This is a genomic window from Streptomyces triculaminicus (genome assembly GCF_017349075.1).
GTDB classification, from domain to species: Bacteria; Actinomycetota; Actinomycetes; order Streptomycetales; family Streptomycetaceae; genus Streptomyces; species Streptomyces triculaminicus.
This window is the reverse complement of sequence record NZ_JAFMOF010000003.1, coordinates 791140-811363: the sequence shown is the minus strand read 5'-3', so window position 1 is coordinate 811363 and position 20224 is coordinate 791140. Positions and strand designations below refer to the sequence as shown.

Genomic DNA, 20224 nt, shown 5'->3' with positions numbered 1-20224 from the left:
CCCGACGACTGTCGGGGCGGGCCTTCCGCTTCGCCGCGGCCGCGACGCCCAGGGGCGTACGGCCGCGGCGTACGCCGGTCAGGAGCGCGCGGCGGGTACGTACTTCTGGAGCTCGGCGGCGAGCTCCTCGTGCACCCGGACCTTGATCAGCGTGCCCTCCGGGGTGTGCTCCTCGGAGATCACCTCGCCGTCGGCGTAGGCCCGCGCGACCAGGGAGCCGTGGGTGTACGGCACGAGGGCCTCGAGCTCCACGGCGGGCCGCGGCAGCTCGGCGTCGATCAGCGTGAGCAGCTCCTCGATGCCCTGCCCGGAGCGCGCCGAGACCGCGATCGAGTGCTTCTCGATCCGCAGCAGCCGCTGCAGGACGAGCGGGTCGGCGGCGTCCGCCTTGTTGATCACGACGATCTCGGGCACGTCCAGCGCGCCCACGTCGCGGATCACCTCGCGGACGGCGGCCAGCTGCTCCTCCGGAGCCGGGTGCGAGCCGTCGACCACATGGAGGATCAGGTCGGAGTCGCCGACCTCCTCCATGGTGGAGCGGAACGCCTCGACCAGGTGGTGCGGCAGGTGCCGGACGAACCCGACGGTGTCGGCGAGGGTGTAGAGCCGGCCCGACGGCGTCTCGGCCCGGCGCACGGTCGGGTCGAGGGTGGCGAACAGGGAGTTCTCCACCAGCACGCCCGCGCCGGTGAGGCGGTTGAGCAGCGAGGACTTGCCGGCGTTGGTGTAACCGGCGATGGCGACGGACGGGATCTTGTTCCGCCGGCGCTCCTGGCGCTTGATGTCGCGGCCGGTCTTCATCTCCGCGATCTCCCGGCGCATCTTCGCCATCTTCTCGCGGATCCGCCGCCGGTCCGTCTCGATCTTGGTCTCACCGGGACCACGGGTGGCCATGCCGCCGCCGGACGAACCGGAGCCACCACCACCCATCTGCCGGGACAGCGACTGACCCCAGCCGCGCAGCCGCGGCAGCATGTACTGCATCTGGGCCAGCGAGACCTGCGCCTTGCCCTCGCGGGACTTGGCGTGCTGGGCGAAGATGTCGAGGATCAGGGCGGTCCGGTCGACCACCTTGACCTTGACGACGTCCTCGAGGTGGATCAGCTGGCCGGGGCTGAGCTCACCGTCGCACACGACGGTGTCGGCGCCGGTCTCCAGGACGATGTCCCGCAGCTCCTGGGCCTTGCCCGAGCCGATGTACGTCGCCGGGTCCGGCTTGTCGCGCCGCTGGACGACGCCGTCGAGGACGAGGGCGCCCGCGGTCTCCGCGAGCGCGGCCAGCTCCGCGAGGGAGTTCTCCGCGTCCCGGACCGTGCCGGACGTCCAGACGCCGACCAGCACCACGCGCTCCAGGCGCAGCTGCCGGTACTCGACCTCGGTGACGTCCTCGAGCTCGGTGGACAGACCGGCCACACGCCGCAGCGCCGCGCGCTCGGAGCGGTCGTACTGTTCGCCGTCCCGCGCTCCGTCGATCTCGTGGCTCCAGGCGACGTCCTCTTCCATCAGGGCGTCGGCCCGAAGGCTCTCCGGGAGGCTCTGCCGGTCCTGGGGAAGGGAAGAAGAGGAGGTCATTTGATCCTTTACGTCGTCGGTGCTTGCAGCCCTCGTGCCGAGGGCTCTCATGGTCGGCAACGCCCGGAACGCCCCGGAGATTCCCGGGGCCGGCGGCCTCGCCGACCCGTCGATGGTCCCATGCCCCCGCCGGGCCGTCACGCGGGTTTCCGGGCGGCCGCCTTCCAGTCGGGGTGGCCGGGCATGGGCGGGGTCTTCTGTCCGTACAGCCAGGGGCGCAGGAAGCCCGACTGGTCGCGGCCGGACACCTCGGAGGCCAGCGCGACGAAGTCGGCCGTGCTGGCGACGGAGTCGCGGTGGCGGGCGACCCATGTGCGCTCCAGGCGGTCGAAGGCGGCCGCCCCGATCCGCTGGCGCAGTGCGTAGAGCACGAGCGCGCTGCCGTCGTAGACGATCGGGCGGAAGATGCTGATCTTCTTGCCGGGGACCGTCTCCTTGGGCGCGGCGGGCGGTCCGCCGTCGGCGCGCCACTGGTCGGACAGGCCGTAGGCGGCGCGCATGCGGTCCTCCAGCCTGCGGCCCGCCTTCTCGTTCGCGTACAGCGCCTCGTACCAGGTGGCATGGCCTTCGTTGAGCCAGAGGTCGGACCACACGCGGGGGCTGACGCTGTCGCCGAACCACTGGTGGGCGAGTTCGTGGACCATGACCGACTCGATGTACCACGCGGGGAAGCCGGGTTTGACGAACAGGTCGCGCTCGAAGAGGGAGAGGGTCTGGGTCTCCAGCTCGAAGCCGGTGGAGGCGCCGGCGATGAGCACGCCGTAGTTCTCGAAGGGGTACTGCCCGACCTTTCCCTCCATCCAGGAGATGTGGGAGGGGGTCTTCGCCGTCCAGGTGTCGAGCTCCTTCTGGTCGTCCGCGGGGACCACGTCGCGCAGCTGCAGGCCGTGCGGGCCGGAGCGCTGGGGCACGGCGGAGCGGCCGATGGCGACCTGGGCGAGCTCGGTGGCCATGGGGTGGAGCGTGCGGTAGACCCAGGTGGTGTTCGCCCCTTCGGTGCTGCGGCCGGCGGGCCGGCCGTTGGCGACGACCGTCAGGTCCTTGGGGGCGGTGACGCGGAAGGTGAACAGCGCCTTGTCGGAGGGATGGTCGTTGCCGGGGAAGACGCGGTGGCCGGCGTCGGCCTGGTTGGCCATGACCAGGCCGTCCGCGGTGGGCACCCAGCCGCCCTCGCCCTCGCCGCGCGGGTCGCTGGTGTGCTGGACGGTGACCGTGAACGATCCTCCGGAGGGCAGCGCCTGCGCGGGGGTGACGACCAGGTCCTCCCCGGCGGCCGCGTACTGGGCGGGGACGCCGTTGACCTCGACCTTGCCGACCGTGCCGTGGGTGAAGTCCAGGTTGAAGCGCTCCAGCCGGGAGGTGGCGCGGGCGACGATTCTGGTCACCGCGTCGAGCGGCTGGTTGTTGGCCCGGTAGGTGAAGGAGATGTCGTAGGCGGCGACGTCGAAGCCGGGATTGCCCAGGTGCGGGAAGAGCCGGTCGCCGATTCCCACGGCGAGCGGCCCCGGCGGCGCGGCGGCTCCGAGGACCAGGGCGGCCGCGGCCGCGACCAGGACGGCACGGCGGCGCAGGGACTGACGGCGCTGAGGGGAGCGGCCCCCGGGTGAGTACGGCATGCGTCCACCGCTACCAGCGCACGGCGGTCCACCGGCGGCGGCGCGGCGCGGTCCCACCCGTACGAGCGTCTCGGATGGTGGTACGAGTGTCGTATCAGCTCCCTGCGGGCAGGGGGTGTACCCCGCACGCGTGAGGCCGCTCCCGTTCGCGTCTACAGGGGCGCCGCGGCCACCGCCCGGCCGGCCCGCTCGACGTCGTAGACGCCCGGTACGCGCCGCATGGCCCGGATCAGCTCCGGCAGGAGCGCCGCGTCCGGCAGCTGGAGGGTGTAGGTGTGCCGGACGCGCTGTTCGTGCGGCGGCTCGACGGCGGCGGAGATGACGGCGGCGCCCTCCGCGGCGATCACCTCGGTCAGGTCGGCGAGGAGATGCGGCCTGCTGAACGATTCGGCGCGCAGTGTGACCCTGTAGTCGCCCGTTCCGGCGACGTCCGGGCTGCTCCAGCGCACCCGCACGGGCTGTCGGCCGGAGCCGACCATCCGGCCGACCACGGGACACTGCGCCCGGTGCACGGTGACCGCCCCGCCGCGCACCGTGAAGCCGGTGATCTCGTCCGGCGGTACGGGAGTGCAGCAGCCCGCCAGGCGTACGCTCCCGCCCGGCGGCGCCTCGCCCTCGGCGACGACGGCGACCGGCCCGCGGGCGACGGGCGCGCCGGAACGCTGGGCGGGCCGGGGCGGCCCGGGGGCCGGGGCGCGGCGGGCGCCGGGGCGACGGGCTCGGAGGCGGGATGGGCGGTCAGCCAGCGGTCGATGGCGATGCGGGCCGCGGGCGTACGGGCGTGCTCGAGCCAGTCGGGGAGGGCCCCGAGGCGGTGTCGGGGGACATCAGCAGGTGCAGCGTGTCGCCGTCGCGCAGCACCGTGCTGAGCGTGGCCAGCCGGCCGTTGACGCGGGCCCCGATGCAGTGGTGGGCTCCGTCGCCGTACTGCGCGTACGCGGCGTCGACGCAGCTGGAGCCCGCCGGGAGGCCGATCGTCCCGCCGTCGGCCCGGAAGACGGTGACCTCCCGGTCCTGGGCGAGGTCGTCGCGCAGGGAGGTCCAGAAGGTGTCGGGGTCGGGGCGGCCCGCTGCCACTCCAGCAGCCGGGAGAGCCAGCCGGGGCGGGTGGGGTCGGCGCGCTCGCCGTCGGCGGCGTCGGGGGCCTCGGGGGCGGCGTAGGGGTTGCCCAGGGCGATGACGCCGGCCTCGGCGACCCGGTGCATCTGGTGGGTGCGGATGAGCACTTCGGCCGCGTGGCCGTCCTCGCCGGCGACGGCGGTGTGCAGCGACTGGTAGAGGTTGAACTTGGGGACCGCGATGAAGTCCTTGAACTCCGAGATGAACGGCGTGAAGCAGGTGTGCAGCTCGCCCAGGACGGCGTAGCAGTCGGCGTCCTCCGCGACGAGCACGAGCAGCCGGCCGAGGTCGGACCCGGTCGGCTCGCCGCGTTTGAGGAGCACCCGGTGCACCGAGACGAAGTGGCGGCGCCGGACGAGGACTTCGGCGGCGATGCCGGCCTCGCGCAGCACGGCACGCACGCGTGCGGCCGTGGCCCGCAGGGGGTCGGGGCGGCCGGCGTGGGCGAGGACGAGGTCGCGGGTGCGGGCGTACTCGTCGGGGTGGAGGACGGCGAAGACCAGGTCCTCCAGCTCGGTCTTCAGCGCCTGCACGCCCAGCCGTTCGGCGAGCGGGATCAGGAAGTCGCGGGTGACCTTGGCGATGCGGGCCTGTTTCTCGGGGCGCATCACGCCGAGGGTGCGCATGTTGTGCAGCCGGTCGGCGAGCTTGATGGACATCACACGGACGTCGTTGCCGGTGGCCACGAGCATCTTGCGGAAGGTCTCGGGCTCGGCGGCGGCCCCGTAGTCGACCTTCTCCAGCTTGGTGACGCCGTCGACCAGGAAGCGCACCTCCGCGCCGAACTGCTCGCCCACCTGATCGAGCGTCACCTCGGTGTCCTCGACGGTGTCGTGGAGCAGGGAGGCGGTCAAGGTGGTGGTCTCGGCGCCCAGTTCGGCGAGGATGAGGGTCACGGCCAGCGGGTGGGTGATGTACGGCTCGCCGCTCTTGCGCGTCTGGCCCCGGTGGGAGGTCTCGGCGAGGGCGTAGGCGCGGCCCAGGATGCCGAGGTCCGCGCCGGGATGATGGCCCCGGTGGACCTTGGCGACGTGGTCGATGGCATCAGGGAGCCGGCCGCGGGCGCCCGATCCGCTGAGCGCCGCCCGCCCGAGCCGTCTCAGATCCATGCGGCGGCCGCGCTTGCGGCCGGGAGCACCTTCGTTCGTGGCCTCTGCGCTCATGGGCACCTCCGGCAGCGTCGACCGGCGGTCGGCTCACGCCTCCAGACCGGTGCTTGATGCTACCGAGCCCATCACGCACCGCTCACCCGCTCTCGCCCAGAGTGAACCGGATCACCCATTCGAGGGAGCCCACTCCCGGAAAGGGCGGCGCCCCTTCCGGAACGCGCCGGAAGGGGGCGTGGATCGTGCCGCGAACGGGGCGTCAGGCGGTCGCCCGGACGAACCAGGAGGCGTCCAGCACGCCTTCCGCGACGATCACCGCGGGGCCGGTCATCTCGACCGTGCCGTCCGGGCTCTCGCTGATCACGAGGCGGCCGCCGGGCAGGTCGACGGTGTACGTGACGGGGTGGCCGAGGACGGCCGGGTCGGCGCCGTCGCGGCGGGCGGCCGCGACCATGACGGCGCAGGCGCCCGTGCCGCAGGAGCGGGTCTCGCCGGAGCCGCGCTCGTGGACGCGCAGGGCGACGTGGCGCGGGCCCCTGTCGACGACGAACTCGACGTTCGTGCCGTCGGGGTAGGCGGCGGCCGGGGCGACGGCGGGAGCGTCGAGCAGCCGGCCGGCGTCGGCGAGGTCGTCGACGAAGGAGACGGCGTGCGGGTTGCCCATGTTGACGTTGCGGGCGGGCCAGCTGCGCTCGCCGACGGTCACGGTGACGTCGCCGTCGGGCAGGACGGCGCGGCCCATGGCGACGGTGATCTCACCGGGGGTGCCGTCGGGGGCCGCCTTGGCGATGTGGGCGCCGCGGACGCCGGCACGCGTGGCGATCGCGACGTCGCCCTCCTCGACGAGGCCCGCCCGCTGGAGGTAGTGCGCGAAGACGCGGACGCCGTTGCCGCACATCTCGGCGATGCTGCCGTCGCTGTTGCGGTAGTCCATGAACCACTCGGCCTCGTCGGCCATGCCCAGCGCCTCGGGATGGGCGGCGGAGCGCACCACCCTCAGCACGCCGTCGGCCCCGATCCCGGCCCGCCGGTCGCACAGCCGGGCGACGGCGGCGGGCGACAGCTCGAGGCGGCCGTCGTAGTCGGGGATGATCACGAAGTCGTTCTCGGTGCCGTGACCCTTGAGGAAGGCGATCTGCGCGGTGCTCACGCCTTCGATGGTACGGGGGACCTGCGACAACGCCTCCCGGGGCCTTCAGGCGGCTCAGCGCAGCCGGGCCACCCGCCACACGGCGAGCACCACCAGCACGACGACCACGGCGGCGTACGCGGCCACGTAGCGCCAGTCCGGGCGGCGGCCGGAGCCGCGGGGCGGCAGGCCGGGCCAGGTGTAGCCGACGCGGCGGGCCGCCATCACGCCCCAGCCGGCGGCGCAGCAGCTGATGAGCAGGCCGAGCATGGCCACCACGGGGCCGCCGTCGCCGAACTCGAAGGCGAGCGGGAAGGCGAACATCAGCGAGCCGACGGCGGCGAGGACGACGATGGGCGCGAGCTGCCAGGCGCGCAGCCTGCGCGGCGGCCGCAGCTCGCGGAACGACGCGGGCGCCGTCACGTCCGGCACGGGCTCGAGGGTGTCGTCCGGGCCGTCCGGAGTGAGTGCTTCCGGCTCTCCTCCGGCCACCGCCGGGAGGTGTCCCCCACGCGGCGGCTGCTGCGGTCTGTCACGAGGGCCGGCCTCCATCGCCACGCGCCCTCCCAACTCGCACTTCACGGCTCGATCGAGCCTTGATGATGGCACGTCGGACGAGGCCCGCACGGCGTACGGAGCGTCCCGATGCCATCACGTGATCAGGCTGTAATCGCCCGTTCGACCAACGCCAGCGCTTCCCCGGGGAGTTCCGCGCGCCGGTCGGCCGCGCCGCTGAGCCAGTTCACCCGCGAATCCCGCCGGAACCACGAGTCCTGACGGCGCGCGAAGCGCTTGGTGGCGCGTACGGTCTCGGCCCGCGCGGCCTCCTCCGTGCACTCCCCCGCGAGGAAGTCGAGCACCTGCTGGTAGCCGAGGGCGCGCGATGCCGTGCGCCCCTCGCGCAGGCCTTCGCGCTCCAGCGCGCGGACCTCGTCCACGAGCCCCGCCTCCCACATGCGGTCCACCCGCACGGTGATCCGCTCGTCCAGCTCGGGCCGCTCGACGTCGACGCCGATCTGGAGGGCGTCGTAGACGGGGGTCTCGCCGGGCAGGTTCGCCGTGAAGGGCCGTCCGGTGAGCTCGATGACCTCCAGGGCCCGCACGATGCGTCGGCCGTTGCCCGGCAGGATGGCGCGGGCGGCCTCGGGGTCGGCCTCGGCGAGCCGGGCGTGCAGGGCGCCCGGGCCGGCCTCCTCCAGCTCGGCCTCCAGCCGGGCCCGGACGGCCGGGTCGGTGCCGGGGAACTCCATGGCGTCGATGGCGCCCTTGATGTAGAGCCCGGAGCCCCCGACGAGCACCGGGGTGCGGCCCTCGGCGAGCAGGCGGTCGATCTCCGCCCGGGCCAGCCGCTGGTACTCGGCCACGCTGGCGGCCTCGGTGACGTCCCAGACGTCGAGCAGGTGGTGCGGCACGCCCTGCCGCTCCTCCAGGGTCAGCTTGGCGGTGCCGATGTCCATGCCGCGGTAGAGCTGCATGGAGTCGGCGTTGACGACCTCTCCGCCCAGGCGCTGGGCGAGGGCGACGCCGAGATCGGACTTGCCGGCCGCCGTGGGACCGACGACGGCGATGACCCGGGGTGCGGGGGGTGCGTTTCTCACCTGATCAGTGTCCCAAACCTCGCGACCGCCCCACGAACGAGCGACGTGACGCGACGCCGACGGGTTCGTTGCCTGTTGCGAGGTCCCGAGAGCCGGTTCGCGGACCGGTGTTCGCCGGCGGCGCCATGGGACGCCCCGGGCGACATGGGATTTCGCTCACACCAGTAAGGTAATGGAGTAGATATGGGCGTGTTTGCAAGGCTTCTCCGCAAGAAGTCGCCGGCGTCAACGGAAGAGGCCGCGACTGCCACTCGGACGGCGGAATCCACCGACGTCGCCGAGACGGCGGAGGAGAAGCCCGAGGAGGCGGCCGAGGCCAAGGCCGAGGACGCCGCGGACGAGGCGGCCGAGGGAGTGGAGATCCCCAAGCAGCAGTCCGCGGAGAAGGCGGCCGACAGCGAGGCCGGTGAGGGCGCCCGCAAGTAGGTTTGGCAAGGAAAGACGAGGGGCGATCACCATGGGGCTGTTGAACGATCTCAAGGCCAGGCTCGGTCCGCTGAAGGGCAAGGTCGGCGATCTCGCGCAGCAGCACGAGGCCAAGATCGAACGCGGGCTGGAGAAGGCCGCTCAGGTGGTCGACGAGAAGACCAAGGGCAAGTACAGCAGCCAGATCCGGACCGGCACGAGCAAGGCCAAGGATGCCCTCGGGCACCTCGCCGAGAAGGACGGCAAGGGCGGCGGTACGGGCTCCCGGCCCTCCTGACCTTCCGCACACCTCGTCGGCGGCCGGCCGTGGAGCGCGCTCCGCGGCCGTCGCCGTGCCGGGCCCCGGCCCGGCCCGGCCGCCCAGGGCGTGTCCGACGAGTCGGCGCTGGTCCTAGGACCAGCTCGCCACGAAGTACCCGACGCCGTACGGCGCCTCGTCGTAGAGCAGTTGGCCGCTCAGCCCGGCGCCCTCCGCGGCGCCCGCCAGGACCTGCCAGGGAGCCCGTCCCGCGGCCTTGAGATCGTGGGCCCGCTCCGCCTCCAGCGCGGCCAGCGCGGCGGTGTCGGCGGCGCCCAGCGCCCGCGCCACCTCCGCGTCGAAGGGTTCGGCCCGCTCGTCCAGGTAGCCGGGCGCCTTCACGGTCCGGCAGGCGCTGCCGTCGCCCATCACCAGCAGCGCGACGCGCCCGGCCCCGTCCGCCAGCTCCCGGCCCGCCTCCAGGCAGCGCCCGGTCTCCAGTCGTTCGCCGACGCCCAGTCCCGCGACGGGCGTCGCCCAGCGGGTGCGCTCCAGCAGCCAGGCGGCCACGGCCAGGGGCTGCGGCAGCTCCCGGCCGTCCTGCGGCCCGTCCTCGGCGTCGTCCCGCCCCAGCCGCACGCCGAGGTCCACGCCCAGGCTCCGGAAGGAGCCGGTGGCACCCTCGGGGTACGTTCCGCGCTCCTGGTCGTCGTCGGGTCCGACGACGACCAGGCGGTCCGGGCGGGCGGCCGCCAGCACGGCCACGGCGTCGAGGCAGGCGGCCCGCAGGGCGTCCAGTTCGGAGGCGGCACCGGCGGCCACTTCCGGGACGAGCAGCGGCGGGCAGGGGCATACGGCAGCGGCGACGAGCATGCCGGAACGATACGCCCCACCACGGGCCCGCCGTGGGCGCGGACCCGGGGCGGCGCGCGGAATCAGCCGGTGACGCCGCAGCCCGGGGTGGCGGGGGCCGGCATCGGCGCGGGCGCGCCGATGGTCGGGATGCCCAGCATCACGCCGGCCGGCTTGGCGGCGGCAGCGGCGGTGCGCTTCTCCCACGCGTCGCCCGCGCGCGTGCGGCGCACGGCCTTGGCGGGGCCCTCGGCGAGCAGGTGGTGCGGGGCGGCGTAGGTGATCTCGACGGTCACCACGTCGCCCGGGCGGACCGGCTCGTCGGGCTTGGTGAAGTGCACGAGGCGGTTGTCGGGCGCGCGGCCGGAGAGGCGGTGCGTGGCGCCGTCCTTGCGGCCCTCGCCCTCGGCGACCATGACCTCCAGGGTGCGGCCGACCTGCTTCTTGTTCTCGTCCCAGGAGATCTCCTCCTGGAGGGCGACGAGGCGCTCGTAGCGCGCCTGCACGACCTCCTTGGGGATCTGGCCCTCCATGGTGGCCGCGGGGGTGCCGGGGCGCTTGGAGTACTGGAACGTGAAGGCGTTCGCGAAGCGGGCCTCGCGCACGACGTGCATGGTCTGCTCGAAGTCCTCCTCGGTCTCGCCGGGGAAGCCCACGATGATGTCGGTGGAGATCGCGGCGTCCGGCATGGCGGCGCGGACCTTCTCGATGATGCCGAGGAAGCGCTCCTGGCGGTACGAGCGGCGCATCGCCTTCAGCACGGTGTCCGAGCCGGACTGCAGCGGCATGTGCAGCTGGTGCATCACGTTCGGCGTCTCGGCCATGGCCGCGATGACGTCGTCGGTGAAGTCGCGCGGGTGCGGGGAGGTGAAGCGGACCCGCTCCAGGCCCTCGATCTCGCCGCAGGCGCGCAGCAGCTTGGAGAACGCCTCGCGGTCGCCGAGGTCCGAACCGTACGCGTTGACGTTCTGGCCGAGCAGGGTGATCTCGCTGACGCCCTCGGCGACGAGCGCCTCGACCTCGGCGAGGATGTCGCCGGGACGGCGGTCCTCCTCCTTGCCGCGCAGGGCGGGGACGATGCAGAACGTGCAGGTGTTGTTGCAGCCGACGGAGATGGAGACCCAGGCGGCGTACGCGCTCTCGCGGCGCGTGGGCAGCGTCGAGGGGAACGCCTCGAGCGACTCGGCGATCTCGACCTGCGCCTCCTCCTGGACGCGGGCGCGCTCGAGCAGCACGGGCAGCTTGCCGATGTTGTGCGTGCCGAAGACGACGTCGACCCACGGGGCGCGCTTGACGATGGTGTCGCGGTCCTTCTGGGCGAGACAGCCGCCGACGGCGATCTGCATGCCGGGCCGCTTGGTCTTCATGGGGGCGAGCCGGCCGAGGTTGCCGTAGAGCTTGTTGTCGGCGTTCTCGCGCACCGCGCAGGTGTTGAAGACGACGACGTCCGCGTCGCCCTCGGCGGTGCCCTCGGGGGCGCGGACGTAGCCCGCGTCCTCCAGCAGGCCGGAGAGCCTCTCGGAGTCGTGGACGTTCATCTGGCACCCGTAAGTGCGTACCTCGTATGTTCCCTTAACGTCCACTACCTGGCTCCGGTCGCTGCTGGTCATGGAACAAGGGTAGGCGGTGCCCGGCGGAGCTCCTCCCGAAGCCTGGATCGCGGGGGGACGGCCTGGCAGTATCCGCGCATGGCCCCACGACTCGCACTGCCGGGCAGGCGCCGCGCCGTCCAGACGGGCGTGGTGGCCGCCGCCGTGCTCGCGCTGCTCATGTGGTGGCTGCTGCCGCCGGGCACGAGCCCGACGCCGAGCGGCCGGATCTCGGTGGCGACCGGCGTACCCACCGGCGTCTACGCCAAGTACGGCGATCTGCTGAAGGAGGACCTGGCGCGGGACCTGCCGGCCCTGGAGGTGCGGCTGAGGCCCAGCGAGGGCTCGGTGGACAACCTGCGGCAGCTGACGAGCGGCAAGGCCGATTTCACCCTGGCCACCGCCGACGCGGTGGGCACCTACATGGACGAGCGGCAGCGGGGCGCGGAGCGGCTGCGGGCCTGCGCCCGGCTGTACGACGACTACATGCAGCTCGTGGTGCGCAAGGACTCCCCGGTGCGCTCCACGCGGAACCTCAAAGGCATGCGGGTGGGGGTGGGCGCGGACGCGTCGGGGGTCCAGCTGATCACCCGGCGGCTGCTGAAGGCGGCCGGTCTCGACTTCGACCGGGACATCACCCCGGTGCGGGTCGGCATCGACCGGATGCCGGGGCTGCTGGAGAAGGGCGAGCTGGACGCGTTCTTCTGGTCGGGCGGCCTGCCGACCAACGCGATCCAGGCCCTCGGCGAGCGGGTGCCGCTGCGGCTGGTGCAGCTCGGCGACCTCATCGGGCCGCTGCTGGCGCAGGGGCGGCAGACGCGCTTCTACCGGGCGGCGATGATGCCCGCGGACGCCTATCCGGAGTTCGGTGCCGTGACGGACGCCGTGAAGACGATCGCGGTGGCCAATCTGCTCGTCACGACGGACGACACCGACCCCGAGCTCACCGAGAACATCACGCGCACGGTCATAAGGAGCCGGGACCGCATCGGCACCAAGGTGCACGCCGCGCAGAAGGTGGACCTCCGCACGGCGATCTTCACGGACCCGCTGGCGCTGCACGAGGGGGCCCGTCGCTATTACGTCTCGGTCAAGCCGTGAAACGTGTTCCCCGTCACGGGCCGGAGGGTTTCAGTGGCCCTGGCCGTGGCGAGGCACCGCGATCGTCGCGCGCAGCCCGTTCGGCTCGTTCGGCGCGTAGGAGAGCGTGGCGCCGCCTGCGGCCAGGAGGGCGCGGGATATGGACAGGCCGAGTCCGGAGCCGGAGACGTTCTGGTGACGGCCGCTGCGCCAGAAGCGGTCGCCGATGCGGGTGAGCTCCTCCTCGGTGAGGCCCGGTCCGTGGTCCGCGACCGTGATCTGGACGCGGTCGCCGGCCACGGCGACGCCGACGTCGACCCGGGCCCCGGCGGGCGTGAACTTCAGGGCGTTGTCCACGACGGCGTCCAGGGCGCTGGAGAGGGCGATCGGGTCCGCCCAGCCGGTCACCGCGGAGGGGCCGCTGTAGGCCAGGGCGACCCGTTCGCGGCTCGCGACCGGGGACCAGGCGCCCACCCGGTCGGTGACGATCTCGGCGATGTCGGTGAGCTGGGTGTCGCTCGCGGCGTGCTCGGCCAGCGCCAGGTCCAGCAGGTCGTCCAGGACGCGGGCCAGCCGCTTGCCCTCGGCGCGCACGGAGAGGATCTCCTCGTGCCCGTCGGGGAGGTCCAGGGCCATCAGGTCGATGCGCAGCAGCAGGGCCGAGAGGGGGTTGCGCAGCTGGTGGGAGGCGTCGGCGACGAAGGCGCGCTGCTGCTCCAGGACCTCCTCGACGTTGTCGGCCATCTCGTTGAACGAGCGGGCCAGGCGGCGTAGTTCCGGCGGGCCGTTGTCGGCCGCGACCCGGGAGTTCATGCGGCCGGTGGCGATGCCGTGGGCGGCGGCGTCGAGGGTGCGTACGGGCTTGAGCACCCATCCGGTGAGCCGGAACGCGGCCGCCACGGCCACCAGCATCGCCGCCGTCTCGCCGGCCCCGAGCAGCAGCCAGTCGTGCAGGATCCTCGAGCGCAGCTCCCCGGTGGGCGAGTGGGTGACGACCACCGCGACGACGTCTCCGTCGCGGATGACGGGCGAGGCGACGGTGAGCTTGTTGTGCCGCCAGGGCCAGATCTGCCCCGGGTCGCTGCTGCGGCGGCCCGCGAGCGCCTCCTGGAAGGCCTGGCGGACCTCGCCCGCGAGCGGCAGGGCCCACTCCGAGGGCGCGATGGCCAGGGGCGCTCCGGTGCGGTGGAAGACCCCGGCCTGGATGCCGTACAGCTCCTCGTAGCGGCCCAGCTCCGAGTCGAGCGCGATGAGTCGTTCGTCCAGGGCCTCGGCCGGCCCGGGAGAGGGGGCGGCCAGGACGTACTGGGCGAGCGAGGCGAAGCGGGCGGTGTCGTCGATGCGGTCCATGACCACCCTCTGCTGCTGCACGGCGGCCAGGCCGGCGGCGAGCGGGAAGCCGAGGGCCAGCAGCACGCCCGCCATGAGGACGATGAGCAGCGGCAGAAGTCGGGTGCGCACGGCTCGCCGGGCCCTACGCCGGAACGACGATCTTGTAGCCGACGCCCCGGACCGTCTCGATGAGGGCGGGCATCCGCAGCTTGGAGCGGAGCGAGGCGACGTGCACCTCGAGGGTGCGCCCGGTCCCCTCCCAGCTGGTGCGCCAGACCTCGCTGATGATCTGCTCGCGGCGGAAGACGACTCCGGGACGCTGGGCGAGCAGCGCCAGCAGGTCGAACTCCTTGCGGGTCAGCGGGACGGTGGCGCCGTCGACGAAGACGCGGCGGTTGGGGAGTTCGATGGTCAGGGGGCCCAGTCTCAGGGCCTCCGGGGCGCCGGGCTCGGCCGGCCTGCCGGCCTCGGCGGCCGGGGTGCGCCGGGCGACGGCGTGGATGCGGGCGAGCAGCTCGCCGGTGTCGTACGGCTTGACCACGTAGTCGTCGGCGCCGAGGTTCAGCCCGTGGATCTTCGAGCGGGTGTCGGAGCGGGCGGTCACCATGATCACGGGCGTGGCCGTGCGCTTGCGGATCTTGCCGCAGACCTCGAACCCGTCCTGGTCGGGCAGCCCGAGGTCGAGCAGGACCACGCCGAAGGGCACGGCGCCGCTCGGCAGGAGCGCCTGCAGGGCCTCCTCACCGCTGCGTACGTGGGTCACCTCGAAGCCGTGCCGGGCCAGTACGGCGGACAGGGCGGCGGCGACGTGGTCGTCGTCCTCCACGAGCAGCAGTCTCATGGGCCCCCTCCGGGCGGCAGTGGTGCGGCAACACCGCATCCACGCCGATGGGCGGCCGCCGCGTCAAGGGGTTCCTGCCCCCATGGGGGCTTCTGTTATGCAGCCGGTACGCCCGTACGCCCCCGGTGTCCTGTTGACGCTCGGTGTCCGTTTGAGGCCGGATCGTTATGCTCAATTTCAGCTCAGATGTAATGACGCTGGTCGTCACCGCTCATTAGGGTCCACCCCAACCGAGGAGGACGGAGCGAGGAACGCCGATGAGCGAGATATCGGTGACCAAGGACGCGGCGCCCGCCGCGGACGCACTGGTCGTCCTGAGCAAGGTCAACAAGCACTTCGGCGCGCTGCATGTGCTCCAGGACATCGACCTGACCATCGCGCGTGGCGAGGTCGTGGTCGTCATCGGACCGTCGGGGTCCGGCAAATCCACGCTGTGCCGCACGATCAACCGGCTGGAGACCACGGACTCCGGCTCGATCACCATCGACGGCAAGCCGCTGCCCCAGGAGGGCAAGGAGCTGGCGCGGCTGCGTTCGGACGTCGGCATGGTCTTCCAGTCGTTCAACCTCTTCGCGCACAAGACCGTGCTGGAGAACGTGACGCTGGGACAGGTCAAGGTCCGCAGGACGGACCGCAAGGAGGCCGAGGAGAAGGCCCGTACGCTGCTCGACCGGGTCGGGGTGGGCGCGCAGGCGGACAAGTACCCGGCGCAGTTGTCCGGAGGTCAGCAGCAGCGGGTGGCGATCGCCCGGGCGCTGGCGATGGACCCGAAGGTGATGCTCTTCGACGAGCCGACGTCGGCACTGGACCCGGAGATGATCAACGAGGTGCTGGAGGTCATGCAGCAGCTCGCCCGGGACGGCATGACGATGATCGTCGTCACCCACGAGATGGGCTTCGCCCGCTCCGCCGCCAACCGCGTGGTCTTCATGGCGGACGGCCGCATCGTCGAGGAGGCGCGGCCGGACCAGTTCTTCAGCAACCCCCGCAGCGACCGGGCCAAGGACTTCCTGTCGAAGATCCTGCATCACTGAACCGTCGCTTCTCCCCCACCGGCGCACCGCCGCGTCCGGCCGTCGCCGCGAACCGCGCACCGTTCACGGGCGGGTTCCCTTCACACCTCTCCCCCGCCGTTTTCGTACCGGCAACCGACGCCAACGCCCCGCAGACGCAAAGGATGTTCTTCATGAAGCTCCGCAACACCGCCGCAGCGGCCGCCGTGGTGCTGGCGCTCGCCGCGACCGCGACCGCCTGCGGCAAGTCGGGCAGCCCCGACGACAAGGGAGACAAGTCCTCCGACGGCGCCTCCGCTCCGTCGGGGCTGACGTACAAGGTCAACACCTCGGCCGACGTCAAGGACTCCTCCGTCTTCGCGAAGGTCAAGGGCAAGACGATCACGATCGGCACCAAGGCGGACCAGCCCGGCCTCGGCTACGAGAACCCCGGCACCAAGAAGCGTTCCGGCTTCGACGTCGAGATCGCCCGCATGATCGCGGCGGACCTCGGTTTCGACGAGGGCCACATCAAGTTCGTGACCGTCCCCTCCGAGGCGCGCGAGACGCAGATCGCCAGCGGCGGCGTGGACCTGTACGTCGGCACGTACACGATCAACGACGAGCGCAAGAAGCAGGTCGGCTTCGGCGGCCCCTACTACATCGCCGGCCAGGACCTGCTGGTCAAGGCCGACAGCTCCATCAAGGGCCCCGACGACCTCAAGGGCAAGAAGGTCTGCTCGGCGACCGGCTCCACCCCGCTCAAGCGGATCAAGGAGGAGAAGTACGGCGTCGCCGAGGCCAAGGCGCAGCAGGGCTACCAGCTCTGCGTGCAGGACCTGGTCAACGGCTCCATCGACGCGGTCACCACGGACGACTCGATCCTCAAGGGCTACGCGGCCGAGAACAAGGGCGCGCTGAAGGTCGTCGGCAACCCCTTCTCCAAGGAGCCGTACGGCGTCGGCCTGAAGAAGGACGACGCGGCGCTGCGCGAGGCGGTCAACAAGGCGCTCGAGGCCCATGTGAAGAACGGCGACTGGAAGAAGGCGTACGACGCCACCCTGGGCAAGTCCGGAGCGGCCGCTCCCAACCCGCCCGCCGTCGAGCGTTACTGACCCGGCGATCGGTGCCGGATGACCGCCACGCGATACCCGGAGAAGTGACGTGAACGTTCTGTCGGACAACTTCGCGATGTTCCGCGAAGGTTTCGTCGGCACCGTCGAGCTGACGGCGCTCAGCGCACTGCTCGCCCTGGTGCTGGGCACCCTGGTCGCGGCGTTCCGCGTCTCTCCGGTGCCCGCGCTGCGCATATTCGGCACCGCGTGGGTGACGCTGCTGCGCAACACCCCGCTGGTGCTGCTCTTCCTCGCGGTCACCCTGGGGCTGCCCGCGCTCGGCCTGAAGGGCTGGGACTCCTTCTGGCTCGCGGTGATGGCCCTGGGGTGCTACACCTCGGCCTTCATATGCGAGGCCATCAGGTCCGGCATCAACACGGTGCCGGTGGGCCAGGCGGAGGCCGCCCGCTCGATCGGGATGACCTTCAGCCAGACACTCGGCCAGATCGTGCTGCCGCAGGCCGCCCGGACGGCGATCCCGCCCATCGGCAGCCTGCTGATCGCCCTCGCCAAGAACACGGCGATCGCCTCGGGCTTCAACGTCACCGAGCTCGGCTCGGTGCAGAAGACGCTCAACGCGGCGTCGGGCTACAACATTTACGTGATCTTCCTGTGGATCGCGATCTGCTACATCATCATCACATTCACGATCAGCGGCATCTTCCGGCTGCTGGAGAACCGGCTGGCGGTGGCCCGATGAGCGGCAGCGTCCTGTACGACGTCCCGGGCCCCAGGGCCCGGGCCCGCAACCGCCTCTACGGCGCTCTGGCCACGGTCGCCCTCGTCGCCCTGATCGGCTTCGTCCTCTACCGGCTGGACGACACCGGGCAGTTCCAGGCCGGGCTGTGGGACGACTACGAGTACGCCGAGACCCAGCAGCGCATCGTCGACGGCCTGCTGACCACGCTCAAGGTCTTCGCGATCGCCGCGGCGCTCTCGCTGGCGCTGGGCGCGCTGCTAGCCACCGCGCGGCTGTCCGACCACAAGCCCGTCCGCTGGGCGGCCACGGTGGTCGTGGAGTTCTTCCGGGCGATGCCCCTGCTCATCATGATCTTCCTGCTGTACGCGGCGGTGTTCACGGCGGACCCGATGTGGGCCCTGGTCATCGGGCTGGTGCTCTACAACGGCTCGGTGCAGGCGGAGATCTTCCGGTCCGGCATCAACGCCGTGCCCAAGGGCCAGAGCGAGGCCGCCTACGCGATCGGGCTGCGCAAGACGCAGGTGATGGCGAGCGTCCTCGTCCCGCAGGCCGTCCGCTCGATGCTGCCGTCGATCATCAGCCAGCTGGTGGTGACGCTCAAGGACACCTCGCTCGGCTTCATCATCCTGTACGAGGAGCTGCTGTTCGTCGGCCGTGCCTTCGCGCAGCAGACCCCGCCCGTGAACGGCGTCTACGCCTTCATCCCGATGGTGATCGTCTTCGGCTCGATCTACATCCTGCTGTGCCTGGCGCTGTCGTCCCTCGCCACCTGGGTCGAACGGCGCACACAGCGCTCCCGCAAGGGCGCGCCGCCGGCGATGCCCGCCGACGACCCGGCGCTCACGGGCGACGGCGTCCACGGGTGACCCCGGGCGGCTCCGGCGCGCCGGGGGCCGGCTCCCGGCGCGGAACGCGCAGCTGATGCCCCGTCGGCCCACCCGGGCCGGCGGGGCGCACGCGTCCGGCGCGCCGCGGCGAGGCCTCTGATCGCTTGACGCAGGCAACGGCAATGGGTTGCATACGTTCTGTGATCGCGCACCGATTTCCCCCTGCCAGTCCCCGTACGTCCCGTACGCACCACACACACGGTCAGGTCACCGTCCGTACCAGGGCTCGGGGAGCTGTGCCGTGGACCCGGTGATCGTCGTCGGGGCCGGGCCGGTCGGGCTCACGCTGGCCCTGTCCCTGGCCCGCTACGAGGTGCCCGTCACGGTGCTGGACGAGTCGCCCGCCGAGGCCCTGGGCCAGGAGGACCGGCGCCTGGCCCGGACCGCCGTGCTGCGGCCGGAGACCGCCGCGCTGCTGGACCGGCTGGGGTGCGCCACGGCGGAGGGCGCCCGCTGGTCGGCGTGGCGCACGATGCGCCGGCGGTCGGTGGTGACGCGGGTGCCGTTCGCGGCCCCTGGTGACGTGGTGAACTCCGGTGGGTCCGGTGGGCCTGAGGAGCCCGGGGACTCCGAGGACCCTGGGGAACTCGAGATGCTCGAGGCTCCGGGTGGGGACGGGACGGCGGGGGCGCCGGAGGACGAGGTCGTCACGGGAGGCGCAGCAGAACCGTCTCCGCTGCATCTGCCCCAGCACGCGCTGACGAGGGAGCTGTGCGCCGCGCTGGCCAAGGAGGCCGACGTGCGGATCGTGCACGACAGCCGGCTGACCATCCTGAAGCAGGACTCCTCCGGTGTCACCGTGCACACCCGGGGCGACAACGGCACCGTCTGGCGGGCCAGTTATGTGATCGGCTGCGACGGCGCCCGCTCCGTCGTGCGCAAGCTGCTGGGCGCGCGCTTCCCGGGCCGTACGGCCGTCGAGCGGCACGCGGTCGCCGCGCTCCGGACCGAGCTGCCGTGGCCGGGCGAGGCCGTGCTGCACCGCTCCCCGCCGCGCGGCCGCGAGGTGACGGCCCGTCCGCTGCCGGACGGCGTATGGCGGCTGGACTGGCTGCTGCCGCCGGACGGCGCTCTGGTCACCCCCGACGCGCTGCTCGAGCATGTCCGTGACGCGCTGTCGGTGTGGTGCGGGGAGGTACCGGCGTACGACCTGCTGGACACCGGTGTGCACGCCGTGCACCACCGCCTCGCGCGCCGCTGGCGCAGCGGGCGCGCCTTCCTGGCCGGGGACGCCGCGCACCTGCTGGGGGCGCTGGGCGCCCAGGGTCTCGACGAGGGGCTGCGGGACGCCGAGAACCTCGCCTGGAAGCTGGCGCTGGCCTGGCACCACGGCGCCTCGGAGGCGCTGCTCGACAGCTACCAGGCCGAGCGCCGGGGGGCGGTGGCGGAGCGGCTGCGCGCCGCCGACCGCGCGCTGCCCGCGGTGCGCGACGAGGGCGGATGGCGCGCGGTACGGCGCACGGTCGTGCCGGGCGTCGTGCGCGGTCATGACGCGCTGCTGACCGATGGCCACCTGGGGCGCGGAACGCAGGCCGGGCCTCCGGCGTACGCCCGTACGCCCCTGCTCCCCGCCGCCCCGCCGGCCAGCTCGGTGCTGGTGGGTACGGACGTGGGGGCGCCGGTCGCCGATGTGCCGGTGACCGCGCCGGACGGCTCGGACGTATGGCTGCGGGACCGGCTGGGCGGGGATCTGCTGGTGGTGCTCGTGGCGCCGGGCACCGGAGTGTGGGAGCGGCGGCACTGGCTGGGCGCCGGTCTGATGCCCGGGCTGGCGGCCGCCGTCTCGGCGCTGCCGATGCGGGCGGAGCTGCTGGTCGCCGAGGGGTATCCGGGGGCGGCCGCGCACACGGTCCTGGTGGTGCGGCCGGACGGTCACCTGGTGGCCGCGCTGGAGGGGGTCCGGCCCGCGGAGCTGTACGCGTGCGCCGACGCGGCGCGCGGCGGCGCGAGGGAGGCGGGGCGGCCTCAGGGCGAGGGCGAGGGGGCGCCCGACGAAGCCACCAGTGAGGCTACGGCCAATCGTTGACCGACC

General features: G+C 72.6%; 17 protein-coding genes and 1 pseudogene. 8 read left to right on the top strand and 10 right to left on the bottom strand.

Annotated features, from left to right (window positions below; translation table 11 throughout):
• Positions 1–78: 78 nt before the first annotated feature.
• The 6 genes and pseudogenes from hflX to miaA all read right to left on the bottom strand — a co-directional run bounded on the left by hflX (position 79) and on the right by miaA (position 8140).
• Entirely contained in the window at positions 79–1572 is a 1494-nt protein-coding gene (gene hflX, locus J1792_RS22230) for a GTPase HflX (RefSeq protein ID WP_086574979.1), read from the bottom strand.
• A 137-nt stretch (positions 1573–1709) separates the two neighbouring features.
• Entirely contained in the window at positions 1710–3188 is a 1479-nt protein-coding gene (locus J1792_RS22225) for a M1 family metallopeptidase (protein ID WP_086574977.1), read from the bottom strand.
• 152 nt (positions 3189–3340) lie between these two features.
• A pseudogene (locus J1792_RS22220) lies at positions 3341–5470 on the bottom strand (RelA/SpoT family protein).
• A gap of 202 nt (positions 5471–5672) precedes the next feature.
• Positions 5673–6563: a diaminopimelate epimerase gene (gene dapF / locus J1792_RS22215; protein ID WP_086566437.1), complete on the bottom strand. Its 891-nt coding sequence runs from the start codon at positions 6561–6563 to the stop codon at positions 5673–5675.
• A 54-nt stretch (positions 6564–6617) separates the two neighbouring features.
• The gene (locus tag J1792_RS22210) at positions 6618–7094 is read right to left on the bottom strand and encodes a hypothetical protein (protein ID WP_086566389.1); all 477 of its coding nucleotides are present in this window, start codon (positions 7092–7094) and stop codon (positions 6618–6620) included.
• A 107-nt stretch (positions 7095–7201) separates the two neighbouring features.
• Positions 7202–8140 (bottom strand): tRNA (adenosine(37)-N6)-dimethylallyltransferase MiaA, encoded by a 939-nt coding sequence (gene miaA, locus J1792_RS22205; RefSeq protein WP_086566391.1) that lies wholly within the window; start codon positions 8138–8140, stop codon positions 7202–7204.
• Between the two features lie 183 nt (positions 8141–8323).
• Here miaA and J1792_RS22200 point away from each other — a divergent pair, with 183 nt between their 5' ends.
• Entirely contained in the window at positions 8324–8566 is a 243-nt protein-coding gene (locus J1792_RS22200; RefSeq protein WP_086566393.1) for a hypothetical protein, read from the top strand.
• A 31-nt stretch (positions 8567–8597) separates the two neighbouring features.
• Positions 8598–8843, top strand: coding sequence for an antitoxin (locus J1792_RS22195; protein ID WP_086566395.1), 246 nt, complete (start codon positions 8598–8600; stop codon positions 8841–8843).
• A 114-nt stretch (positions 8844–8957) separates the two neighbouring features.
• Here the strand turns inward: J1792_RS22195 and J1792_RS22190 are convergent, their stop codons facing one another.
• Positions 8958–9677 carry a class III extradiol dioxygenase subunit B-like domain-containing protein gene (locus J1792_RS22190; protein WP_086566396.1) on the bottom strand — a complete coding sequence of 240 codons (720 nt, stop codon included), beginning with the start codon at positions 9675–9677 and terminating at the stop codon, positions 8958–8960.
• A gap of 62 nt (positions 9678–9739) precedes the next feature.
• Entirely contained in the window at positions 9740–11266 is a 1527-nt protein-coding gene (miaB, locus tag J1792_RS22185) for a tRNA (N6-isopentenyl adenosine(37)-C2)-methylthiotransferase MiaB (protein ID WP_086566398.1), read from the bottom strand.
• Between the two features lie 78 nt (positions 11267–11344).
• On the opposite strand from miaB, the gene J1792_RS22180 reads away from it, so the two are divergent.
• Entirely contained in the window at positions 11345–12346 is a 1002-nt protein-coding gene (locus tag J1792_RS22180; protein ID WP_086566399.1) for a TAXI family TRAP transporter solute-binding subunit, read from the top strand.
• 30 nt (positions 12347–12376) lie between these two features.
• On the opposite strand, the gene J1792_RS22175 is transcribed toward J1792_RS22180, so the two are convergent.
• Both J1792_RS22175 and J1792_RS22170 read right to left on the bottom strand, forming a co-directional pair.
• The gene (locus J1792_RS22175; RefSeq protein ID WP_086566401.1) at positions 12377–13786 is read right to left on the bottom strand and encodes a sensor histidine kinase; all 1410 of its coding nucleotides are present in this window, start codon (positions 13784–13786) and stop codon (positions 12377–12379) included.
• Positions 13787–13799: 13 nt separating this feature from the next.
• Positions 13800–14498, bottom strand: coding sequence for a response regulator transcription factor (locus tag J1792_RS22170; RefSeq protein ID WP_086566403.1), 699 nt, complete (start codon positions 14496–14498; stop codon positions 13800–13802).
• A 257-nt stretch (positions 14499–14755) separates the two neighbouring features.
• Between J1792_RS22170 and J1792_RS22165 the strand changes: the two genes are divergently transcribed.
• The 5 genes from J1792_RS22165 (at position 14756) to J1792_RS22145 (ending at position 20218) form a co-directional block, all read left to right on the top strand.
• The gene (locus J1792_RS22165; RefSeq protein ID WP_086566405.1) at positions 14756–15532 is read left to right on the top strand and encodes an amino acid ABC transporter ATP-binding protein; all 777 of its coding nucleotides are present in this window, start codon (positions 14756–14758) and stop codon (positions 15530–15532) included.
• Between the two features lie 152 nt (positions 15533–15684).
• On the top strand, positions 15685–16605 hold the full coding sequence (locus J1792_RS22160; RefSeq protein ID WP_086566407.1) for a glutamate ABC transporter substrate-binding protein: 921 nt from the start codon (positions 15685–15687) through the stop codon (positions 16603–16605).
• Between the two features lie 49 nt (positions 16606–16654).
• Positions 16655–17305, top strand: a complete 651-nt coding sequence (locus J1792_RS22155; RefSeq protein WP_086566408.1) for an amino acid ABC transporter permease — start codon at positions 16655–16657, stop codon at positions 17303–17305.
• Positions 17302–18171 (top strand): amino acid ABC transporter permease, encoded by an 870-nt coding sequence (locus J1792_RS22150; protein WP_086566410.1) that lies wholly within the window; start codon positions 17302–17304, stop codon positions 18169–18171. Before J1792_RS22155 ends, J1792_RS22150 begins: the two co-directional genes overlap by 4 nt.
• Positions 18172–18433: 262 nt before the next feature.
• On the top strand, positions 18434–20218 hold the full coding sequence (locus J1792_RS22145) for an FAD-dependent oxidoreductase (protein ID WP_207248031.1): 1785 nt from the start codon (positions 18434–18436) through the stop codon (positions 20216–20218).
• The last annotated feature ends 6 nt before the right edge of the window (positions 20219–20224 follow it).

What these genes read in the sequence shown, in the direction of transcription:
- J1792_RS22225 (WP_086574977.1), bottom strand. Translation starts at nt 3,188, where the DNA reads ATGCCGTACTCACCCGGGGGCCGCTCCCCTCAGCGCCGTCAGTCCCTG.
- J1792_RS22210 (WP_086566389.1), bottom strand. Translation starts at nt 7,094, where the DNA reads ATGGAGGCCGGCCCTCGTGACAGACCGCAGCAGCCGCCGCGTGGGGGA.
- J1792_RS22190 (WP_086566396.1), bottom strand. Translation starts at nt 9,677, where the DNA reads ATGCTCGTCGCCGCTGCCGTATGCCCCTGCCCGCCGCTGCTCGTCCCG.
- J1792_RS22165 (WP_086566405.1), top strand. Translation starts at nt 14,756, where the DNA reads ATGAGCGAGATATCGGTGACCAAGGACGCGGCGCCCGCCGCGGACGCA.
- J1792_RS22195 (WP_086566395.1), top strand. Translation starts at nt 8,598, where the DNA reads ATGGGGCTGTTGAACGATCTCAAGGCCAGGCTCGGTCCGCTGAAGGGC.
- J1792_RS22150 (WP_086566410.1), top strand. Translation starts at nt 17,302, where the DNA reads ATGAGCGGCAGCGTCCTGTACGACGTCCCGGGCCCCAGGGCCCGGGCC.
- J1792_RS22200 (WP_086566393.1), top strand. Translation starts at nt 8,324, where the DNA reads ATGGGCGTGTTTGCAAGGCTTCTCCGCAAGAAGTCGCCGGCGTCAACG.
- miaB (WP_086566398.1), bottom strand. Translation starts at nt 11,266, where the DNA reads ATGACCAGCAGCGACCGGAGCCAGGTAGTGGACGTTAAGGGAACATAC.
- J1792_RS22160 (WP_086566407.1), top strand. Translation starts at nt 15,685, where the DNA reads ATGAAGCTCCGCAACACCGCCGCAGCGGCCGCCGTGGTGCTGGCGCTC.
- hflX (WP_086574979.1), bottom strand. Translation starts at nt 1,572, where the DNA reads ATGACCTCCTCTTCTTCCCTTCCCCAGGACCGGCAGAGCCTCCCGGAG.
- J1792_RS22170 (WP_086566403.1), bottom strand. Translation starts at nt 14,498, where the DNA reads ATGAGACTGCTGCTCGTGGAGGACGACGACCACGTCGCCGCCGCCCTG.
- J1792_RS22180 (WP_086566399.1), top strand. Translation starts at nt 11,345, where the DNA reads ATGGCCCCACGACTCGCACTGCCGGGCAGGCGCCGCGCCGTCCAGACG.